This is a genomic window from Arthrobacter sp. SLBN-122 (assembly GCF_006715165.1).
GTDB lineage: Bacteria > Actinomycetota > Actinomycetes > Actinomycetales > Micrococcaceae > Arthrobacter.
In genome coordinates, this window is sequence record NZ_VFMS01000001.1 from 774,012 (window position 1) to 790,840 (window position 16,829).

The 16,829-nt window shown below is 65.3% G+C and carries 21 protein-coding genes; 11 read left to right on the top strand and 10 right to left on the bottom strand.

Annotated features, from left to right (window positions below; translation table 11 throughout):
• Nucleotides 1-81 precede the first annotated feature (81 nt).
• The 3 genes from FBY36_RS03595 to FBY36_RS03605 form a co-directional block, all read right to left on the bottom strand.
• Nucleotides 82-1,299 (bottom strand): MFS transporter, encoded by a 1,218-nt coding sequence (locus FBY36_RS03595; protein WP_142117379.1) that lies wholly within the window; start codon nt 1,297-1,299, stop codon nt 82-84.
• Nucleotides 1,300-1,356: 57 nt separating this feature from the next.
• Nucleotides 1,357-1,788 (bottom strand): hypothetical protein, encoded by a 432-nt coding sequence (locus tag FBY36_RS03600; protein ID WP_142117380.1) that lies wholly within the window; start codon nt 1,786-1,788, stop codon nt 1,357-1,359.
• Nucleotides 1,789-1,932: 144 nt separating this feature from the next.
• Entirely contained in the window at nt 1,933-2,547 is a 615-nt protein-coding gene (locus FBY36_RS03605) for a PAS and ANTAR domain-containing protein (RefSeq protein ID WP_142117381.1), read from the bottom strand.
• Between the two features lie 188 nt (nt 2,548-2,735).
• Between FBY36_RS03605 and FBY36_RS03610 the strand changes: the two genes are divergently transcribed.
• The gene (locus FBY36_RS03610; RefSeq protein WP_142117382.1) at nt 2,736-3,077 is read left to right on the top strand and encodes a hypothetical protein; all 342 of its coding nucleotides are present in this window, start codon (nt 2,736-2,738) and stop codon (nt 3,075-3,077) included.
• 49 nt (nt 3,078-3,126) lie between these two features.
• On the opposite strand, the gene trxB is transcribed toward FBY36_RS03610, so the two are convergent.
• Both trxB and FBY36_RS03620 read right to left on the bottom strand, forming a co-directional pair.
• The gene (gene trxB, locus FBY36_RS03615) at nt 3,127-4,104 is read right to left on the bottom strand and encodes a thioredoxin-disulfide reductase (protein ID WP_142117383.1); all 978 of its coding nucleotides are present in this window, start codon (nt 4,102-4,104) and stop codon (nt 3,127-3,129) included.
• Between the two features lie 22 nt (nt 4,105-4,126).
• A complete protein-coding gene (locus FBY36_RS03620) occupies nt 4,127-4,561 on the bottom strand; it encodes an arsenate reductase ArsC (RefSeq protein ID WP_142117384.1) in 435 nt (144 codons plus the stop codon).
• A gap of 157 nt (nt 4,562-4,718) precedes the next feature.
• Between FBY36_RS03620 and FBY36_RS03625 the strand changes: the two genes are divergently transcribed.
• Nucleotides 4,719-5,042 carry a hypothetical protein gene (locus FBY36_RS03625; RefSeq protein WP_142117385.1) on the top strand — a complete coding sequence of 108 codons (324 nt, stop codon included), beginning with the start codon at nt 4,719-4,721 and terminating at the stop codon, nt 5,040-5,042.
• A gap of 139 nt (nt 5,043-5,181) precedes the next feature.
• Here the strand turns inward: FBY36_RS03625 and FBY36_RS03630 are convergent, their stop codons facing one another.
• Both FBY36_RS03630 and FBY36_RS03635 read right to left on the bottom strand, forming a co-directional pair.
• Nucleotides 5,182-5,388: a hypothetical protein gene (locus FBY36_RS03630; protein ID WP_200830423.1), complete on the bottom strand. Its 207-nt coding sequence runs from the start codon at nt 5,386-5,388 to the stop codon at nt 5,182-5,184.
• 31 nt (nt 5,389-5,419) lie between these two features.
• Nucleotides 5,420-5,938, bottom strand: a complete 519-nt coding sequence (locus tag FBY36_RS03635; protein ID WP_142117386.1) for a MarR family winged helix-turn-helix transcriptional regulator — start codon at nt 5,936-5,938, stop codon at nt 5,420-5,422.
• 251 nt (nt 5,939-6,189) lie between these two features.
• Between FBY36_RS03635 and FBY36_RS03640 the strand changes: the two genes are divergently transcribed.
• Together FBY36_RS03640 and FBY36_RS20515 are read left to right on the top strand one after the other, a co-directional pair.
• Complete coding sequence (locus tag FBY36_RS03640) at nt 6,190-6,915, top strand: ANTAR domain-containing protein (protein ID WP_235008700.1); 726 nt, start codon at nt 6,190-6,192, stop codon at nt 6,913-6,915.
• Nucleotides 6,916-7,251: 336 nt separating this feature from the next.
• Nucleotides 7,252-7,398 carry a hypothetical protein gene (locus FBY36_RS20515; protein WP_160141867.1) on the top strand — a complete coding sequence of 49 codons (147 nt, stop codon included), beginning with the start codon at nt 7,252-7,254 and terminating at the stop codon, nt 7,396-7,398.
• Here the strand turns inward: FBY36_RS20515 and ftsW are convergent.
• The gene (ftsW, locus tag FBY36_RS03645) at nt 7,395-8,633 is read right to left on the bottom strand and encodes a putative lipid II flippase FtsW (protein WP_235008701.1); all 1,239 of its coding nucleotides are present in this window, start codon (nt 8,631-8,633) and stop codon (nt 7,395-7,397) included. The two genes, FBY36_RS20515 and ftsW, sit on opposite strands and share 4 nt — an antisense overlap.
• Nucleotides 8,634-8,835: 202 nt before the next feature.
• On the opposite strand from ftsW, the gene FBY36_RS03650 reads away from it, so the two are divergent.
• Complete coding sequence (locus FBY36_RS03650; protein ID WP_200830424.1) at nt 8,836-10,368, top strand: LCP family protein; 1,533 nt, start codon at nt 8,836-8,838, stop codon at nt 10,366-10,368.
• Between the two features lie 4 nt (nt 10,369-10,372).
• Here the strand turns inward: FBY36_RS03650 and FBY36_RS03655 are convergent, their stop codons facing one another.
• Complete coding sequence (locus FBY36_RS03655; protein ID WP_142117388.1) at nt 10,373-11,929, bottom strand: HNH endonuclease signature motif containing protein; 1,557 nt, start codon at nt 11,927-11,929, stop codon at nt 10,373-10,375.
• Between the two features lie 390 nt (nt 11,930-12,319).
• Here FBY36_RS03655 and FBY36_RS03660 point away from each other — a divergent pair, with 390 nt between their 5' ends.
• The 4 genes from FBY36_RS03660 to FBY36_RS03675 all read left to right on the top strand — a co-directional run bounded on the left by FBY36_RS03660 (nt 12,320) and on the right by FBY36_RS03675 (nt 14,145).
• Nucleotides 12,320-12,565: a hypothetical protein gene (locus FBY36_RS03660; RefSeq protein WP_142117389.1), complete on the top strand. Its 246-nt coding sequence runs from the start codon at nt 12,320-12,322 to the stop codon at nt 12,563-12,565.
• Nucleotides 12,566-12,662: 97 nt separating this feature from the next.
• Nucleotides 12,663-12,992, top strand: a complete 330-nt coding sequence (locus FBY36_RS03665) for a hypothetical protein (RefSeq protein WP_142117390.1) — start codon at nt 12,663-12,665, stop codon at nt 12,990-12,992.
• Nucleotides 12,993-13,093: 101 nt separating this feature from the next.
• Complete coding sequence (locus FBY36_RS03670; RefSeq protein ID WP_142117391.1) at nt 13,094-13,420, top strand: ArsR/SmtB family transcription factor; 327 nt, start codon at nt 13,094-13,096, stop codon at nt 13,418-13,420.
• Nucleotides 13,417-14,145 carry a cation diffusion facilitator family transporter gene (locus FBY36_RS03675; RefSeq protein ID WP_142117392.1) on the top strand — a complete coding sequence of 243 codons (729 nt, stop codon included), beginning with the start codon at nt 13,417-13,419 and terminating at the stop codon, nt 14,143-14,145. The genes FBY36_RS03670 and FBY36_RS03675 overlap by 4 nt, the downstream gene beginning before the upstream one ends.
• A gap of 19 nt (nt 14,146-14,164) precedes the next feature.
• Here FBY36_RS03675 and FBY36_RS03680 read toward each other — a convergent pair whose 3' ends face one another.
• Nucleotides 14,165-15,427: an acyltransferase family protein gene (locus FBY36_RS03680; protein WP_142117393.1), complete on the bottom strand. Its 1,263-nt coding sequence runs from the start codon at nt 15,425-15,427 to the stop codon at nt 14,165-14,167.
• A gap of 144 nt (nt 15,428-15,571) precedes the next feature.
• On the opposite strand from FBY36_RS03680, the gene FBY36_RS03685 reads away from it, so the two are divergent.
• Together FBY36_RS03685 and FBY36_RS03690 are read left to right on the top strand one after the other, a co-directional pair.
• Nucleotides 15,572-16,309, top strand: coding sequence for a GAF and ANTAR domain-containing protein (locus tag FBY36_RS03685; RefSeq protein WP_142117394.1), 738 nt, complete (start codon nt 15,572-15,574; stop codon nt 16,307-16,309).
• Nucleotides 16,310-16,408: 99 nt separating this feature from the next.
• Nucleotides 16,409-16,825: a VOC family protein gene (locus tag FBY36_RS03690; RefSeq protein WP_142117395.1), complete on the top strand. Its 417-nt coding sequence runs from the start codon at nt 16,409-16,411 to the stop codon at nt 16,823-16,825.
• Nucleotides 16,826-16,829: the final 4 nt, after the last annotated feature.

Sequence of the window (16,829 nt, forward strand, 5' to 3'; positions counted from 1 at the left end):
AATCCGGCCCGCAAACACGCGTTTGCTCCATCAGATCTGGTCCCTAAAACCCCTGTTTAGGGACCAGAAGTGATGGAGCAACTAGTAGTTGCGGCGGTGCTTCAGGCGGGGAATGACGACGGCGAACACGGCCGCCGCCGCGAACCCCAGCAGGCCCGTGGCTGAGATCCCCGGACCCAGGGAGGCCAGCGCGGTCACCCCGGAGAGGAGGACGGGGCCGCCGGTGGAGCCGGCGTCCGCCATGAACCGCCAGAGCCCCAGGAACTGGCCGCGGCCGCGGTCCGGCGAGAAGTCGGCACCAAGGGTCATCACCAGCCCGGAGCTGATGCCGTTGCCAAAGCCGATCAGCAGTGCCGCCAGCAGCAGCCCCACGAAGGAGCCGGCGAGCGGGATCAGGAGCAGCGCCGTACCCATGAGCAGCGTGGACGGAACCGCCACCCACTGCCGCCCCTTGCGGTCCATCAGTTTCCCGGCGGGATAGAACACCAGCATGTCGATGGCGCCGGAGAGCCCGTAGATAAGGGATGCGGAAGTGGCATCCATGCCCAGATAGTCCGCCCACAGCGGGATCACCACCTGCCGGGAGGACCGCAGCGCACTGAGCAGCAGGACGCCCATGCCCAGCGAAAGGAACACGCCGGCATGCGACACCGCCACGCTCCGAAGCGTGGGCTGGGGGCCCGCGTGCCCGCCCAGGGGGACATCCGGCGTCGCAAGGTCCGGGATGGTGAGGGACAGCAGCGCGGCGGCTGCCATGGCCACCACCCCCACCCAGTAGGCTCCGGCGATGCCGAAGAACTGCATCGCTGCGGCTCCTGCGAAGGGGCCGATGAACACGCCAATGCGGTTCACGCCGCCCAGTGTGGACAGCGCCCGGGCGCGGAACGCCACCGGGACCGCCTCGGTGAGGTACTTCTGCCGGGCAAGGCCAAACACCGCCCCGGACATCCCGACGACGGCCATCGCCACCGCGAGCAGCAACAGTCCGTTCGGGGCCACGGCCGAGGTGGCGGCGGCTGCCAGCGCCAGGCCGGCAGCGACGGCGGCGCCCACGATGGACCAGCGTTCGCCGAAGCGAAGGGTCACCAGGGACGCGGGCAGGTTGAAGAACCAGGAACCCAGCCCGATCAGGGTGACGATCAACGCTGCCACGGCCACCGAGGCGCCCAGGTCGCGGGCAGACAATGCCACCACCGGAAGAATGGCCCCGGTTCCGATCCCGTAGAGCAGCGTGGGTCCGAAAGCGGCCACGGCAATGCTGCGCAGGCTGAAGGGCGGGGAGTCATCCGGGGAAGTCATCAGATTTATCCTATGGCCGCCCCTTCACACGGCAGGACCTGCCTCAACCGGGAACGCTCAGCGGGGCTTGGGCTCGAACCCTGCCAGGGCGCGGAACAGATTGACCACTTCCACCACGGCGCCGATCACGGAGCCCACGATGCCGAGCACCAGGAGCACCCGCACCACTACCGGCCAACCGGACCAGCCGTCGCCGAAGTCGAAGGGAAAGACCTCCCACAGGCGCAGCAGGGCGGCCACCCCGAAGCCCATGACAACAATGTTGCCCAGTGCCAGGAGGGCCCGGGCGCGGATCACCACGCAAACCAGGTTCACGATGATGCCCGCGATCAGGGAGGCGTTGATGAGGTCAAGGACGCGGGCCATGTCCGCCGTCAGGAACGGCAGCACCTGCCACCCCGGCCAGATATTGATCCCGTACAGCAGCAGGGCATTGACGATGGCGGAGCCAAAGTTGCCGCTGGGCCGGGTGGTTGTCCTGTCCGCCATGCCAACAGGCTCCAGCCGAACCGTCCCAACCAGAAGTGCCGAAGGTCCCCCGGCCTCCCGTTGCCCATCCGTCCGGGATACCCAATCCCGAACACTGAATCGGCCGTGCGGTGGGTGAACCAGCAGGTCATGGGTTAGCCGGAATCAGTACCCTTCCAGCACTTCCCTGGCCTTGCCGTTTGCCGCCGCGCTGATCAACTCTTCGGCCACAAGGTGCAGCTTGACGTTGGCGTGCTGGCTTCTGGTGGCCAGGACCTGGAATGCTGCCTCGGCATCCAGGCTGCGCAGGGCCATGACCATGCCTTTCGCCTGCTCGATGACGGCCTTGTGCCCGAATGCGCCCTCGATGGCCTCGGACGCGGCGTGCTGGGACTCGATGCGCAGGCTCTGGGTCACGTCCACCATGAAGCCGCGTGCCTGCTCCACGCGACCGGACGGCGCGGCGACGGCCTGGATGGCCGAAAAAACGCGCCGCTCCCTGCCCCGGGCGTCCATGATCCGGTGCAGCAGTGCGCCCTGGCCGCCGCCCTCAAGCAGGTCCGCCCACAGTGCCCGCACCGGCTCCCGGTCCACCGGGTGCTTGTGGGCCATCAGCACCTCGAACGTGGGCACCACGTCACCCGGCCGCAGCCCGTGAATCCCAAACATGCCCTCGGACCACTGCATGTTTCCGGAAGCGACGTCCAGTTCAAAGGTCCCTGAAGGACAGACCGCGGCAGCGGGCAGCGGGAAGAGGTACGCATCCAACTTCGACCACATCCATGCCTCCCAACAATCGCCCACCCCGGGCGGCCTTCTGGCATAAGAGTAGCTGAACCCGGCGCCCGTAATGTGCCCTGTTCGCTTGCGGCAGGACGCGGATTAGGGGGTCACAAAAGCCGCGTGGAGGAGTAGCGTTCGCCTTATGGGGTGCTGAACCGCGTCCCAATCCAAGGGAAGGTCAATTCATGGGTGAGGCATGGATCCGGACGCTGGGCAACGGGCTGGTCCGGGCAGATCGGGTCACCGAGATTTCATCCACCCGCGGGTCCCTTTATGAGGACCAGGGGTATTCATTGAAGGTCATCGTGGACGGCAAGGGCCACGTGTTGATTGACGACGGCGGGCTGCAGGGGTCCATGCAGGAGCGGCTGGAATACGCCAGGCACATGGAGGACGCCCTGCTGCTGGCCATCGACGAGGCACGCGAGAGCGACGCGTCGATGGTGATCTCCTACGAGCCGGAGCGTGAGCGCTGGTCCGCAGCTCCAGTTTCAGTATTAACCGGGCGGCTTCCCGAAGTCGTCTGACGCTGCAGCGTGCTGCCCGGGCAACCGTGGGTGCCCGGGCAGCAGCAACTCAGCTGTGCGTCGGTTCTTCCACGAGTGCGGTGGCGATGCTGGCCGCGTCATCCAGTGCGGCCAGGAACCGTTCGGCGTCCAGGGCCGCGGCGCAACCGGTGCCCGCGGCGGTGATGGCCTGCCGGTAGCGGTGGTCCACGGCGTCGCCGCAGGCAAAGACGCCGGTCAGGTTGGTGCACGTGGTGGGGGCGTCCACCTTGATGTAGCCTTCCTCGTCCAGGTCCACCTGGCCTGCCACCAGCTCGGTCCTGGGCAGGTGTCCGATGGCCACGAAGATGCCGGTGGCATCCTGGTGTCGGGTCTCGCCGGTGCGGGTGTCGGTGAGGGTGACGCCGGTGACCTTGCCGTCGCCGTGGATGGCGGTGACGGCGGAGTTCCAGGCGAAGCGGATCTTGGGGTTGTCCTTGGCGCGCTGGGCCATGATGCGGGAGGCGCGCAGTTCGCCCTTGCGGACCACCACCGTCACGGTCTTGCCGAAACGGGTCAGGAAGGTGGCTTCCTCCATGGCGGAGTCGCCGCCGCCCACCACGATGATGTCCTGGTCGCGGAAGAAGAACCCGTCGCACGTGGCGCACCAGGAAACGCCGTGGCCGCTGAACTTCTTTTCCTCCGGCAGGCCGAGTTCCTTGTACGCGGAGCCGGTGGCCAGGATGACGGCCGGCGCCTCGTAGGTCTCCCCGGCGCCGGTGACCACGCGCTTGAGGGAACCTTTCAGCTCAACGGACGTGGCGTCGTCGTACTCAATGCGCGCGCCGAACCTCTCCGCCTGCTGCTGCAGCCCGTCCATCAGTTCCGGACCCTGGATGCCGCCGGGGAAGCCCGGGAAGTTTTCCACCTCGGTGGTGTTCATCAGGGCGCCGCCGGCGGTGACGGACCCGGCCAGGACCAGCGGGTTCAGGCCGGCGCGCGCGGCATAGATGGCGGCAGTGTAGCCGGAGGGGCCGGATCCGATGATGATCAGCTGCTCTTTACTCATGAATTGTCCTTCGGTGGCGGTACTACTGGGCGTCCGCGTGCTGCGCGGGCAGGAGTTCGGTGATCAGTTGTTCAACGCGGGCCTTGATCTCGTCACGGATGGGACGGACGGAGTCAACGCCCTTGCCGGCCGGATCCTCCAGCACCCAGTCCTCGTAACGCTTGCCCGGGAAGAACGGGCACTCGTCACCGCAGCCCATGGTGATCACCACGTCCGATTCTTTCACTGCCTCGGTGGTGAGGACCTTCGGGACCTCTGCGGACATGTCGATGCCCACCTCAGCCATGGCCTCGACGGCGGCCGCGTTGACCTTCTCCGCCGGCTGGGACCCGGCGGAACGGACCTCGACGGCGCCCCTGGACAGGGAGGTGAGGAAGGCGGCAGCCATCTGCGACCGGCCGGCGTTGTGGACGCAGACAAAGAGGACGGACGGCTTTCCTGCGGGGTCGGTGCTCATGGGTACTCCTCAAACTGATTGGAAACTGCGTTCGGTGTAATAAACGTCACCCGTGTTGCGTGGATCACATTGATTGCCTAATCTAGTTGAGGCTTAAGCAAACAGGCCATGCAAGAAGCTGCAGCGTCGCAGCCAATGCCGGGGAAGGCTTTACAACTTGAACTCTAAGCTGAACATCGTGGTCCGGGTTGATCTGGACCGTAGCAAGGCCAAGGTGATTGCAACGGGGCATATCACCATTCACAGCATCAACGCCCTCTATGTCGTGGCAAAGCGTGCCAACTCCCTCAAGGGAGGCCTGGACCTGGAGCTGGACATTTCCAGCGCCTGGGTGGACCAGGAAGCGCTGGACATGCTCCGCGCCTGCTCTGAAACAAGGCACCTGCCCGCCAAAATCGATCCGGACCAGGCATCCTGCACCATCAGCGTGCTGGCTGACCGCCGACATCCGCGCCAAACGGCAGGCCGCCTGGCCGCATAAATTTTTCGGTCCCTCGCCGAGCCCAGTTTTCGGGCCAGAGCGGGCCGACCACTTCACTTTTCGCTCCAACGGTCCGAAGTGCAGCTGCATCTGAACAAACGGATGGCTGCACTTCGGGGCCGGCGGGGCTCTTTCCGGATTACAGCAACTCCACGTCCGCGCCGAGGATGTCCTGGAGCTCCTCAACGGTGAGGCCGGCTGCCCTGCTCAGCGCGTCATGCCCGACTCCCAGCTCCGCAGCATTCCGGAGTACGCTCCCGAACCGCTCCTGCGCCGCATCGAGCTCCCACTGCAGGCTCTCCACCCTCGCCGAGGCCAACCGGACCGTCCGATAGTTAACCAACAATGTAGCTAGCTAGCTAAAATTACGATGTTGTCTACCGTGCAGTGACCCCAGGCGCGATATCGACGGAGTCCACGGCTTCCCGCATGCACACCAGAAAGTGCATTACGGCCTTAAGCTCCTCCGGAGACAGCGATTCCGCAGCTTCAAGCATGCGCTGGTGCATCTGGTTGAGGTTGTCCCGGACTTCCTCGTCCGCTCCGGGAGTGGGACGAAGGAGGACGGCCCGCCGGTCTGAAGGATGGGGTACGCGCGTCACGTAGCCGCTGGCAACGAGCCGGTCCACGAGACTGGTCATGGACGCGGAGGTGATCCCCAGGCGGCCGGCAAGTTCGGTAGGGCGGACTCCCACGCCGGCAGCTTCTGCGTCGATGAGGTAACGGAGAGCCAGGAGGTCCGTCTCCCCCATCGCAGCGGAGGAGCGGGTGCGCCGCCGCATCGCGCTTTCTGAAGTCCGGAATTCGCGGAGGGCATTGATGACGTCAACAGCTCGTGGCTGGGCGTCCGCGGTGGGTGGGTACCAGTAGCCTTCGCTTGCACCATACGGTTTCATGCGAATTCCTTCGATATCCTACTTGCTTGCCTGTCTAACAAACATATGTTAGCCCACTTGTTCCACCGCCACCTCCACAATGATGAAGAGCGCAAGCAAGTACCTGCGCAGGTAGCCGGGGGAAAAGTAGAGTACCCACTACTCGTGCCCTCCTCCGGCCGGGCCAATAAGTTTCTATGAAACCCGAGGCACCACCGCCAAGGGGCCTGACAAGACGGGGGTGCAGGGTGGCAGGTGGCCCGGCAAACAACGTGGAGCCCGAGAGGCAGGGGTTCCTGCTGGATCTGGTGACAGGGGCCGACGACGATGCGTCGTCCCTGCAGAAGCTGGCCGATGCCGCCTCCCGCTGGATCAGCACCACGGCCGGCACCGCCATTGAGTGCGCCGCCGTGCTGCACCGTCAGCGGTCCTGTCCTGCCAGCGCCGGGAGCACGCCGGCCGCGGCCTCCCTGGCATTAGACGACGAAACCGGCGACGATCCCGCAGCAATTGCGTCGGCACTGCTTGGAGCGGCAGTGATCAACCCGGGCGGCGCCAGGTGGCAGGCGTACCGGAGGCGGTTGACGGACAGAGGTTTTGGCGCGGCCCTCGCCGTTCCCCTGGAACTGCAGCCCGGCTCTGCCGGCACACTCGTGTTCCTGGGACCGGCGAACTACGTTTTCAATGGCAAGGTGGTTGACGAGGCCGCCTGGTTCGCCGGGGTGGCGTCGCACAGCCTGAAACTTGCCCTTGATGTCCACGGCGTCATCCGCGCAGGTGACAACCTGAAACAGGTTCTGGAGAGCAGGACCAGCATTGACGTTGCCTGCGGCGTGCTGATGGCGCAGAACCGCTGCTCCTATGCGGAGGCGTTCGGCAAGCTCGCCGGCACCTCACGGCACCGCAACCTGAAGGTCCGCAGCGTTGCGGAAAGCCTCCTGAGGTCGCTGCCCAGCGGTGCGCCGTCAACACGGTTCGAGCCCCCGGCCATCGCATAAGAACTGCGGCGGAATGCTGGTGCCGCGCTCTTGTCCCTAAGCCGCGCTCTTGCCCTAACTAGTGCCGCGCCCGGAACCGGATGAGGCCTGCCGCAACCAGCCCTGCACACCCGAGTGAAGCCAGCATGCCGCCGAGAGCCACGAAGTAATCGGTAATGGTCATTTTCCTGCGCTCCTTTCGTACTGCCCGATGAGCCCAAGCTATGCGGCGAAACTCAGCGTTCCCTGAAGGATCGCCAGCAGGTTTGGTCAAGATCCGGTAAAGGAAAACTGCGGTGATCCACATACTTTGGCCCGCGATCTTCTCTTTGTCGGGGCGTTCCGTATTATTCATGCATGTGGACAAAACAAAGCCAGAGCTTCTGCGCCACCTGCGGCAGGACCACCAATCACGTCACGCACTTCCAAAAGGATGACGCCGGCGCCCTGGTTGCTGACGTCCGCTGCGTTGAGTGCCCCGAGATCGCCGGGGCGGTCGCCTAGGTTTTAGAGAGCACCCTGCTTTTGCTGACTGCGCGGTTCTTGCTGGCTGGGCGTGGCAGCGCTCCTCCCGGTCGCGTCACCGCCAGGATCACCCCGATGCCGGCCAGCGACGAAACCATGGCCGATCCGCCGTAGGAGATGAACGGCAGCGGCACGCCGATCACCGGAAGCAGGCCGCTGACCATGGCGATGTTGATCACCGCCTGTCCCAGGATCCAGGTGATCACGCTGCAGGCCACGATCCTGGAGAAGGTGTCCGTGGTGCGGGCGATGGTCTTGAACACGGCGATGGCCAAAATGGCGAACAAGCCCAGCACCAGCAGCGTGCCGGCCAGGCCCAGCTCCTCGCCCAGAATCGAGAAGATGAAGTCGTTGTGGGCTTCCGGTATCCAGTTCCACTTCTGCCGGCTCTGTCCCAGGCCCACGCCGAACCAGCCGCCCGAGGCCAGGGCGTAGGCGCCGTGCTGCGCCTGGTAGCCCACTCCCTGCGCGTCCTCCTCTGATCCCATGCCCAGCCAGGACGAGATCCGGCCCATGCGGTTGCCGCTGGTGGCCGCGAGCAGCAGGGCCGCCACCACACAGATCAGCCCGGCCACCGAGAAGACTTTCATTCGGACCCCGCCGTAAAACATGGTGGCGGCGAGGATCATCATGATGATCATGGTGGTGCCCAGGTCGTGTCCCAGCCCCACGATCAGCATGATCAGTCCGCCCGCGGGACCCAGCGGAACAACGGCATGTTTCCAATTGGCCAGCAGGGCCTGTTTCCGGTCCAGGATGCCGGCGGCCCACACGATCAGCGAGAGCTTGGCGAATTCGGACGGCTGTGCGGTGAAACCACCCACGCTCAGCCAGTTCCGGTTGCCGTTCACGGACATGCCCAGCGGCGTGAACACCAGCACCAGGGCAACCAGGGAGCCGATCAGCAGCGGCCAGCCCAGCCACCGAATCCGACGTACGGGCATCCGCGCCAGCACCAGCATGATCACCACGCCTGCCACGGTCCACATGGCCTGCTTGAGCGGAAGATCGTACGGATTGTTTCCGGCCGCCACGGATTCCACGGACGACGCCGATGCCACCTCCACGAGTCCGATCGCCGAGAGCGTGAGGACTACCGCCAGGATCAGGGGCCGGAGGCGTCCCGGGGAGTCATCCTCCAGCCACACCGCCAGTTTGCCGAGCCCGCGCCGGGCAGGACGGCCCGTCACGCGCTGCTTTTGTCCTCTATTCATCTGTCCGTTCCTCAACCTGCACAGCAGGGCTTCCCCCATGGCCGGGCCCATCACCGGGGCGGATACCGCCGAGAAAAAAGAGTACGCCCTTTGCCGATCTACGCACGCTCCGGCGCGGTGGCGGGGCCGCCGTTCTTGGGGAATTTCCAGCTTGGGCCTGTAGGGTAGCGGAAATCCGTCCCCTCCCGAAGGTTATTTTGCCGTGTTCGGTTCCAGAAAATCCCCCGGCCCGGATCAGGTTGGCTCCCCCGCCGCCTACCCCGGCCAAGGCGACCTGTACGCCGAAAGTCTGCGCCGCCGTCGGCCTGTCCGCCACGTCCCCCGCTTGCTCAAGGCGCTTACCGCCGTGGTGTCCGCGCTGCTCCTGGGCGCCGTAGCCTTCGGCGGCTACTGGGCGTGGCGCCTGCAGTCCAACATCAGCTCTTCTGAGCTGACGGCCGGCGGGCAGCGGACCGAAGGGGCCGTGAATGACAGCACGGACAGGCTGCAGATCCTGGTCCTGGGCTCCGACACCAGGGACGGCAGCAACAGCCAGTACGGCGCAGCGGAGGACTCCTCCGGGTACGGGCAGTCCGATGTGATGATGCTGCTGGACATTTCCGCTGACAACAAGCATGTGAATGTGGTCAGTTTCCCGCGTGACCTGCTGGTGGACGTGCCCAAATGCAAGGACCCCAAAACCAACCAGTCATATCCCGCGCAACAGGACGTGATGATCAACAGCGCCATGGCACAGGCTGGCGTCGGCTGCGCCGTGGACACCGTGAACAAGCTGACCGGCCTGGAAGTGGACCACTTCATGATGGCCGATTTCAACGCCGTGAAGGAACTGTCCAATGCCGTGGGCGGCGTGGAGGTCTGCGTCAGCGACGCCGTGCACGATCCTGACAGCGGACTGAACCTGCCTGCCGGCACTTCGCAGGTGCAAGGCGAACAGGCACTGGCGTTCCTGCGCACCCGGCACGCCTTCGCCAACGGCGGGGACCTGGGGCGCATCCAGGCCCAGCAGGGCTTCCTGGCCTCGCTCAGCCGCAAGCTCAAGTCCGAGGGCACCCTGGGCAACCCGCAGAAGACCCTCACTATCGCCGATACCATCACCAGGAACCTGACGGTCGACTCGGGGCTGTCCTCCGTCCCGTCGCTGCTGACCATCGCCAACCGGCTGAAGAACATCGATCCGGCCAGCATCAACTTCATTACCGCACCCACCATGCCGGCGCCGGAGGACCCCAACCGGCTGGCCCTGGATGAACCGGCGGCCTCCAACTTCTTCACGGCGCTGCGCAACAGCCCTGACCTGAGCCAGCCTGTCCCGACCGCCCCCACCGAGACGCCCGCCACTCCCGCGGCGCCCGCCTACGACAAGTCACTGCAGCCCGTTTCCATTGCCAACGGCACCGGTGTGACAGGCCGGAGCAACGCCATCGCCGGCCTGCTCTCGGATGCAGGCTTCACCAACCTGGCCAAGCTTCAGGCCCAGGCGCAGGACAAGACCATGGTCTACTACTCGGCCGGGTTCGAGGACGTCGCGGCGGACGTGGCGGCCCTGTTCGGCCTGCCGGCAGGCAGCATCCAGCAGGTGGCGAACATCGTGGGCGTGCAACTGTATGCGGGCACTGACTTTGCCACGGGCACCAAACCGGCCGCGCCGCCGTCGTCCCCCGACTCCCCCGGTGGCGTGGTGGCCCAGACGGGCAGCGACCAGACTTGCCAGTCCGCCAACCCGCTGGGGTAGTTGGTCAACCGGGCGGGGCATGAAGGAACCGTGCCAGGCCCTCTTCTGCCGGTGAATGAAGTACGTGGCTAAAATCCGCAGAGCCCGCGACTGATCCCGGCAGTAGCTTGAACGCAGGCCGCATGTGTTGTGGCCAGTTTGGTGGCTCCCAGTCCTGATGTTCGCTGGCGTAGCGGCGACCGGTGGGTGAGGTCCAGCCGGGTGGTTCGGTCTTGCTGGCCGCGGTGGGTTTCCAACGTGTGGTGTGCCGGAGTTTGTGGTGTTTTGGGCAGGGCTGTCCCAGGTTGCTGATCCCGGTGGTGCCGCCTTGGTGCCAGGCGAGGATGTGGTCGGCCTCGTTGTCCAGGGAGTTGTTGCTGCAGCCCGGGAACGGGCACTTGCCGTCCCGCATCCGCAGCCAGGCCCGCATCGCTTTCGTGATTCGGTAGCTGGTCCTGCCGATCTCCAGCGGTGCACCGTCGCGCGGGTCCACCAGGACCCGGTGGAAGGAATCGGCGCCGTCCGCGACGAGCCGCCGTGCCATGGACGCCGGGATGGGCCCGTACCCGTCCAGGACCGCCGGCTCCTCCGTCACCCCCATCAGCGCGAACACCGGGACCGTCACCAGAACCTGCGCCCGGATCGGCGTCGACAGGTGTTCCCGCCCGGCGCCGTCACTCCCGCCGTCGCTCCCATTGGTCCCAACAACGCTGCCCGTCATTCTGGCACCGCTCCCGCTCATGTTGCCACTGGTGTCACCGCCCGTGCCCAGCCCACCACTCAGGATCGCTTCGGCAAAGGTATCGGCACGCAGCTGGGGCATGGTGCGGGACTCGTTAGGGCCATGCATGCCGCGGGAAACAGCGGTGAGCCGGTTCCAGCCCGCCAAGGCCTGGTCCGCGGGCAGGCACGCGCTGAGCCAGGCCATCCCGTCCTTGTCCGGCCGGAACTCCACCCGCCGGTCCGCCACCCCCTTCGCGTGCCGCTTCTCTATGCTTTCGGCGTGGTGGCGTTCCCGCCACAGCCGGGCCTTGGCCTTGAACCGGTGCGCCGGCATCTGCCCCACCGGGCACCCCCGGGCCGCGTCAAGTACGTCAGGGTCCAGGAAATGCGCCTCCAACGCCGCCGCCCCCGCAGGATCAAGGCTGGCCGTCTCATCGGCCATGGCCACGGCGTGCTGCCACGAGATCACCCCGGCCTGCAACCCCGCCAGGGTCAGCGGCAACCTGGCTGTTACGGCCTGGGACGTGGCAAGGAAAGACCCCGCAGCCCGCGGACCCAACGCCAGCACGCACCCGATCTCCGCCGCGACCGCCATCTCCTGCGCCACCACCGGCACATCCGGCCCCGCAACAGCCCAGGCGCTGTCCGCGTACCGCACCGCGGCCTTCGCCTTAAGCCCCGCGATCCCCGCCCCGACCTGCCGGGACCCAGCCAGAATATCCAGGCACCCATCCGCCAACCCCGCCAACGGATCATCGGCCGAAAACGGCTCCAAACCCGCCCCATCAACCTCCGCATGAAGCACGGCGAGGGCAGCCTTGATGTCCTCAAACGCCCTCACCACCGCCGCTTTCCCCATAAACCCATCATGACAAGGGGGTCTGACAATCACTCGAACAGGTATCCAAGGGCGCTATTCCGGGGCAGGATGTCCGGTCAGGGCTGCGTTGTTGTGTCGTTCAGGTGGAGCTGGCCATCCCGGCAGGAAGCGTTGCCCATCGGTCGACAGCCATAGTTTTTCCCGAGACTTTGTTTCGTTTGCACCGTTGACTGGTCAGTATGCTTACCATTACGTTTAAGACACGAAAAGTGGCATATGTCACAAGATATGGATTTGTAAGGTTTTGAAGAATTCGGCCGCTGGCCCAGACTCCCCAGCCGCTAAACGGGGCGGGTGGCTCTTTCAGCGGCCACCCGTCTCGCCATTCGAGGAAGCTCCGTGGACGCCCGCCCTTGGAAAGGTGGAAGCATGAGCACAACGTCATCTGCCGGCCACGAGGGCTGGATTCTGCCTTGGTACGGCTTCATCCTCGGCCTGTGCCTGCTGGTACCAACCCTGCTGCGGTTGCAACAGGAAGGCTGGACAGGGGTCACCATCGTTTTCGTGGCAACAGGCACGGCCCTGGTCATCTTCTGCGTGACCAGGCTGGGGATTGTGCTGAGCCGGACACTGAATTCAATCAAAGCAGAAACTGAAGGGAGCGGCTCTCCCTGACACTCATGCACCAGGGACGCATGATCTGCAACAAGCTCCCACAGTCGATTGAGGAGAAGCGCATCAAGTCTCGGCTTGATGTCATCCGGAGGCCCACATGATCTATTCCGATCCTCGCCCAGCAGCACTGACCTTGATTGAGTCAGGAGACCTGTCCGTTGAATATCTCTGGCACCAGTACCGCGCACGGGGAGGGACAGCGGATGCCTTGGAACTGGATGCATTCATCCACGACGTTCCCCTGCTGCTTGGAGAGCAGGTAGAAATTCTGGAGGTAACCCTGAAACAGCTTCTTCCAACAGAGCCAAAGGCGGGGACTTCCAAGAAGGGGAGCCAAGGGTTCATCGGTCCCATTTCTACTACCCTCAAACGGGTGCTGGGACTCAAGACTACGAGCCACCGAACCACATCCCGAAAGAAGTCTTGACCGTAGCGGGCGTCCGAAGCGACTTGCCCCGAGGGTTGTCGCAGGCACCACCACAACGATTCATCTTCGCCTGAATACATCAGACGCTGTACTTTAGACCCATGCAGACCCTCACCCACGCCCCGGTGCTGGCCCGCTTCGGCTACGCCGTGTCGGACCCCACCCGCGCCCGCGTGCTGCTGGCACTCGCGGAAGCCCCGTCCTATCCCTCCGACCTCGCGGACAGCCTGGGGGTGTCCCGGCAAAGCATGTCCAACCACCTGACCTGCCTGCGTGGCTGTGGGCTGGTGGTGGCGGTTCCGGACGGGCGGCGGAGCCGCTATGAGCTGGCGGATGACCGGATCGGCCACGCCATCAAGGACCTGATCAACGTTGTCCTCGCGGTGGACCCGGCCTGCTGCGCCCCGGACGGGGAGTGCTTCGCATGACCGGCACACTCCACTCCCCCACCACCGAGCGCCGGCAGGTGCTGAGCCGCCGGATCAGGCTCTTCGCGGCAGCCACCATCACCTACAACGTCATCGAGGCCATCGTGGCGCTGTGGGCGGGCGGCGTGGCCGATTCCTCCGCCCTGATCGGTTTCGGCCTGGATTCGGTGATCGAGGTAGCCTCCGCACTGGCGCTGTCCTGGCAGTTCTCGGCCAAGGACCCGAACCGGCGGGAGCACCTGACCCTGCGAATGATAGCCATCTCGTTCTTCGCCTTGGCCGCCTTTGTGGCCGTCGATTCAATTCGCTCCCTGGCGGGCGGCGGGGAAGCACAGCACTCCCTGCCCGGCATCGTCATTGCGGCGCTAAGCCTGGCCGTCATGCCGGTCCTGTCCTGGGCCCAGCGGCGGGCTGGCCGCGAACTTGGATCGCAGACGGCGGTGGCCGATTCCAAGCAGACGCTGCTGTGCACCTACCTCTCCGCGGTGCTGCTGGTGGGCCTGGTCCTGAACGGCACCCTGGGATGGTGGTGGGCCGATGCAGGAGCGGCGCTGGTGATCGCCGGCATTGCCGTGCGTGAAGGCATCAACGCCTGGCGCGGCGACGCCTGCTGCGCTGTTCCGCATGCGCAGGCCAACGAAGCCGAAAACACCGCCTGCTGCTCCGACTGCTCCAGCAACGCGCAGCCGCAGTCCCTGGGTATGCCCGCCCTCCGGAAGGACTAACGCCGCAGCTGGGACTGCGTTAGTTGGTCAGCTGGCCCGCAGGCTGGGGTTCCGTTGCCCGCTGCTTGGCAGCAGCACCTGCCGGGGCGGCGGGCCCCGGCGTCGAACGCCCAGCAGCGGAAGGCCCAGCAGGTGAAGGAGCGGAAGGTGAACGCACGACGGCGGGCTCCAGCCTTTCGTTCGCCCAGCGCCTGAGCGGCCGCTCAACAAAGCGGAAGGACGCGTATGCCAGCAGCACGGTGAGGGCTGCGGTCAGCGCGATGCGGAGCGGCAGAGGCGGGATCAGGGGCATCAGCAGCAGGTAGACCGGCAGGTGCCAGAGGTACATGCCGTAGGACAGGTCGCGCCCGGGTCGGGCAAGCCAGGGATGGCTGAGGATGAGCGAGAGGAAGCCCGCTGGCTGGAGCACCAGGGAGCCGATCAGCACCGCGGACAACAAGGCCAGCGCTGCGGGCCCGAATGTCCAGAAGAGATTGAACCAGTCGCTGGGGGTGTCCGGTTCCTTGAGCAGGAACAGGGCAGCCACCAGGGTGATCCCGGCCAGCGGGGCGCCCCAGCGGGAGACGGATGCCAGGGCCGCGTGCAGCCGGGAACCGTGCCGCACGGCGGTGAACAGGAGGGCCAGCGCGCAGCCGATCAGCAGTTCGTCCGCCCGGGTGTCCGGCCCGTTGTAGATGCGGTCCAGCGGCTCGCCGGCGTTGACCAGCAGGAACCGGTTCAGTACGAAGAAGGCGGCCAGGGCTGCGGTGGCCAGGGCTGCGGTGCGGACCTTCCAGAATCGGAGCATCGCCAGCAGGAGCAGCGGCCACACGAGGTAGAACTGTTCTTCGACGGCGAGGGTCCAGGTGGGGCCCAGGGTTTCACCGGCAATGGAGTCGCCGAACAGGCCAAAGTGCGCCAGGTTCATCACGTAGGCGGCGGCGGGAAGGACGAAGCCCGCCTGGCCGCCCCAACCGGAGGCCGGGAACACGCATCCGACGGCGAGAATCACCGCGCAGAGCGCCAGCAGCGCCGGCCAGAGCCGGGCAAGGCGCTTGGCATAGAAGATGCCAAGGTGCAGTCGGCCGGTGGCGATCCGCTCCTTCATGATCAGCAGCGTGATCACAAAGCCGCTCAGCGTGAAGAACACGTCCACGCCGATGGATCCGCCCGGCATTGAGTCGGTGGCCGTATGGAAGAAGAACACACCCGCCACCGCGATGGTCCGGAGCCCGTCCAGGGCATGCTTGCGTCCGGCGATGAGCCCTGTTCCGGGCCTCGCCGGGCGTTCCTGTGCTGGCAAAATTCCACTGCTTGACCTCAAAACCACTCAGCAATTATATATAACGTTTCCATAACTGCGCTGGACGAATACTGGACGAATGCTGGCAGGCGGTCCAAATATTCGTCCCTTGTGGCCGGTGGCTGCTGCTCCTAGATTGAACAGATGGTGGATCAGGACATGGCAGACGAACTTGAACAGCTGGTGGACCTGATCGCCGGCATGGAGGACATCAAGTCTGTCCTCGATGGCCTGACGGAGGTTGCGGCAGCCGCCATGACCGGCACCACGGGAGTGCCCATCGAATGCGCTGTCACGCTGCACCGGCGCAAGCGTACTGCCACCATTGGCGGCAGCAGCGGCACTGCCATGGTCCTTGACCGGATTGAGCAAACCCTGGGGGATGGTCCTTGCGTGGACGCGTTGGAAAGCGGCGTTCCCGTCCTCCTGGGGGATGTTTCGTCCGACCGGCGCTGGCCGGAGTACCGCAGCGCCCTGTCCGCGGCGGGGATCGCAAGCGCCCTGGGCATCCCTATGAAACTTGATGACGACGCCGGGGCGGTCCTGGATTTTTTCGCTCCGGTCAGCGGGCGCTTTAGTGAGCAGGCGGTGGCCGACGGGGTCCGGTTCGCGGGGATGGCGGGAAAAGCGCTGCGGCTCGCCGTCCGGATCGTGTCAGCGGACCAGCGTGCCGAGCACCTGAAAGCGGCCATGGATACCAGGACGGTCATTGACCTCGCTTGCGGGATCATCATGGCCCAGAGCAACTGCAACAAGGATGCGGCCTTCGAGCTTCTCCGCAACGCTTCCAACACCAGGAACCAGAAGCTCAACGATCTTGCGCAAACGCTGGTGGACCGGTTTGCAGGCCAGGGAGCCGCGGAAGCCTACTTCGACGACTGAGGCTTCCGCTCCGGCCCCTCGATCCCCTTCCCGCTCACGGAGTGCCCTGTTAGCATGGCGCGTGCCGACAATGGTGTCCGCCTTCTAAGGAGTCTCCGCATGCCCACGCAACTCAATCCCTACCTGAGCTTTCGAAACAATGCCCGTGAAGCCATGGAGTTCTACAAGGACGTCTTTGGCGGCGAACTGACCATCGGGACGTTCGCCGAATTCCAGGCCAGCCAGGATCCTTCCGAAGACCAACTGGTCATGCACGCGCAGCTGGACACCCCGACGGGGCTCACGCTGATGGCCTCGGACACACCCCAGCGCATGGACTACACCCCCGGAAACACGTTCAGTGTCTCCCTCAGCGGCGATGACGATGCAGAACTGAGGGGCTACTGGGAGAAGCTGTCCGACGGCGGCACCGTCACCATGCCGCTGCAAACAGCCATCTGGGGCGACACCTTTGGCATGTGCACCGACAAGTTCGGCGTCCAGTGGCTGGTTAACATCGCCGGCCCCAAGCAGTAACCCG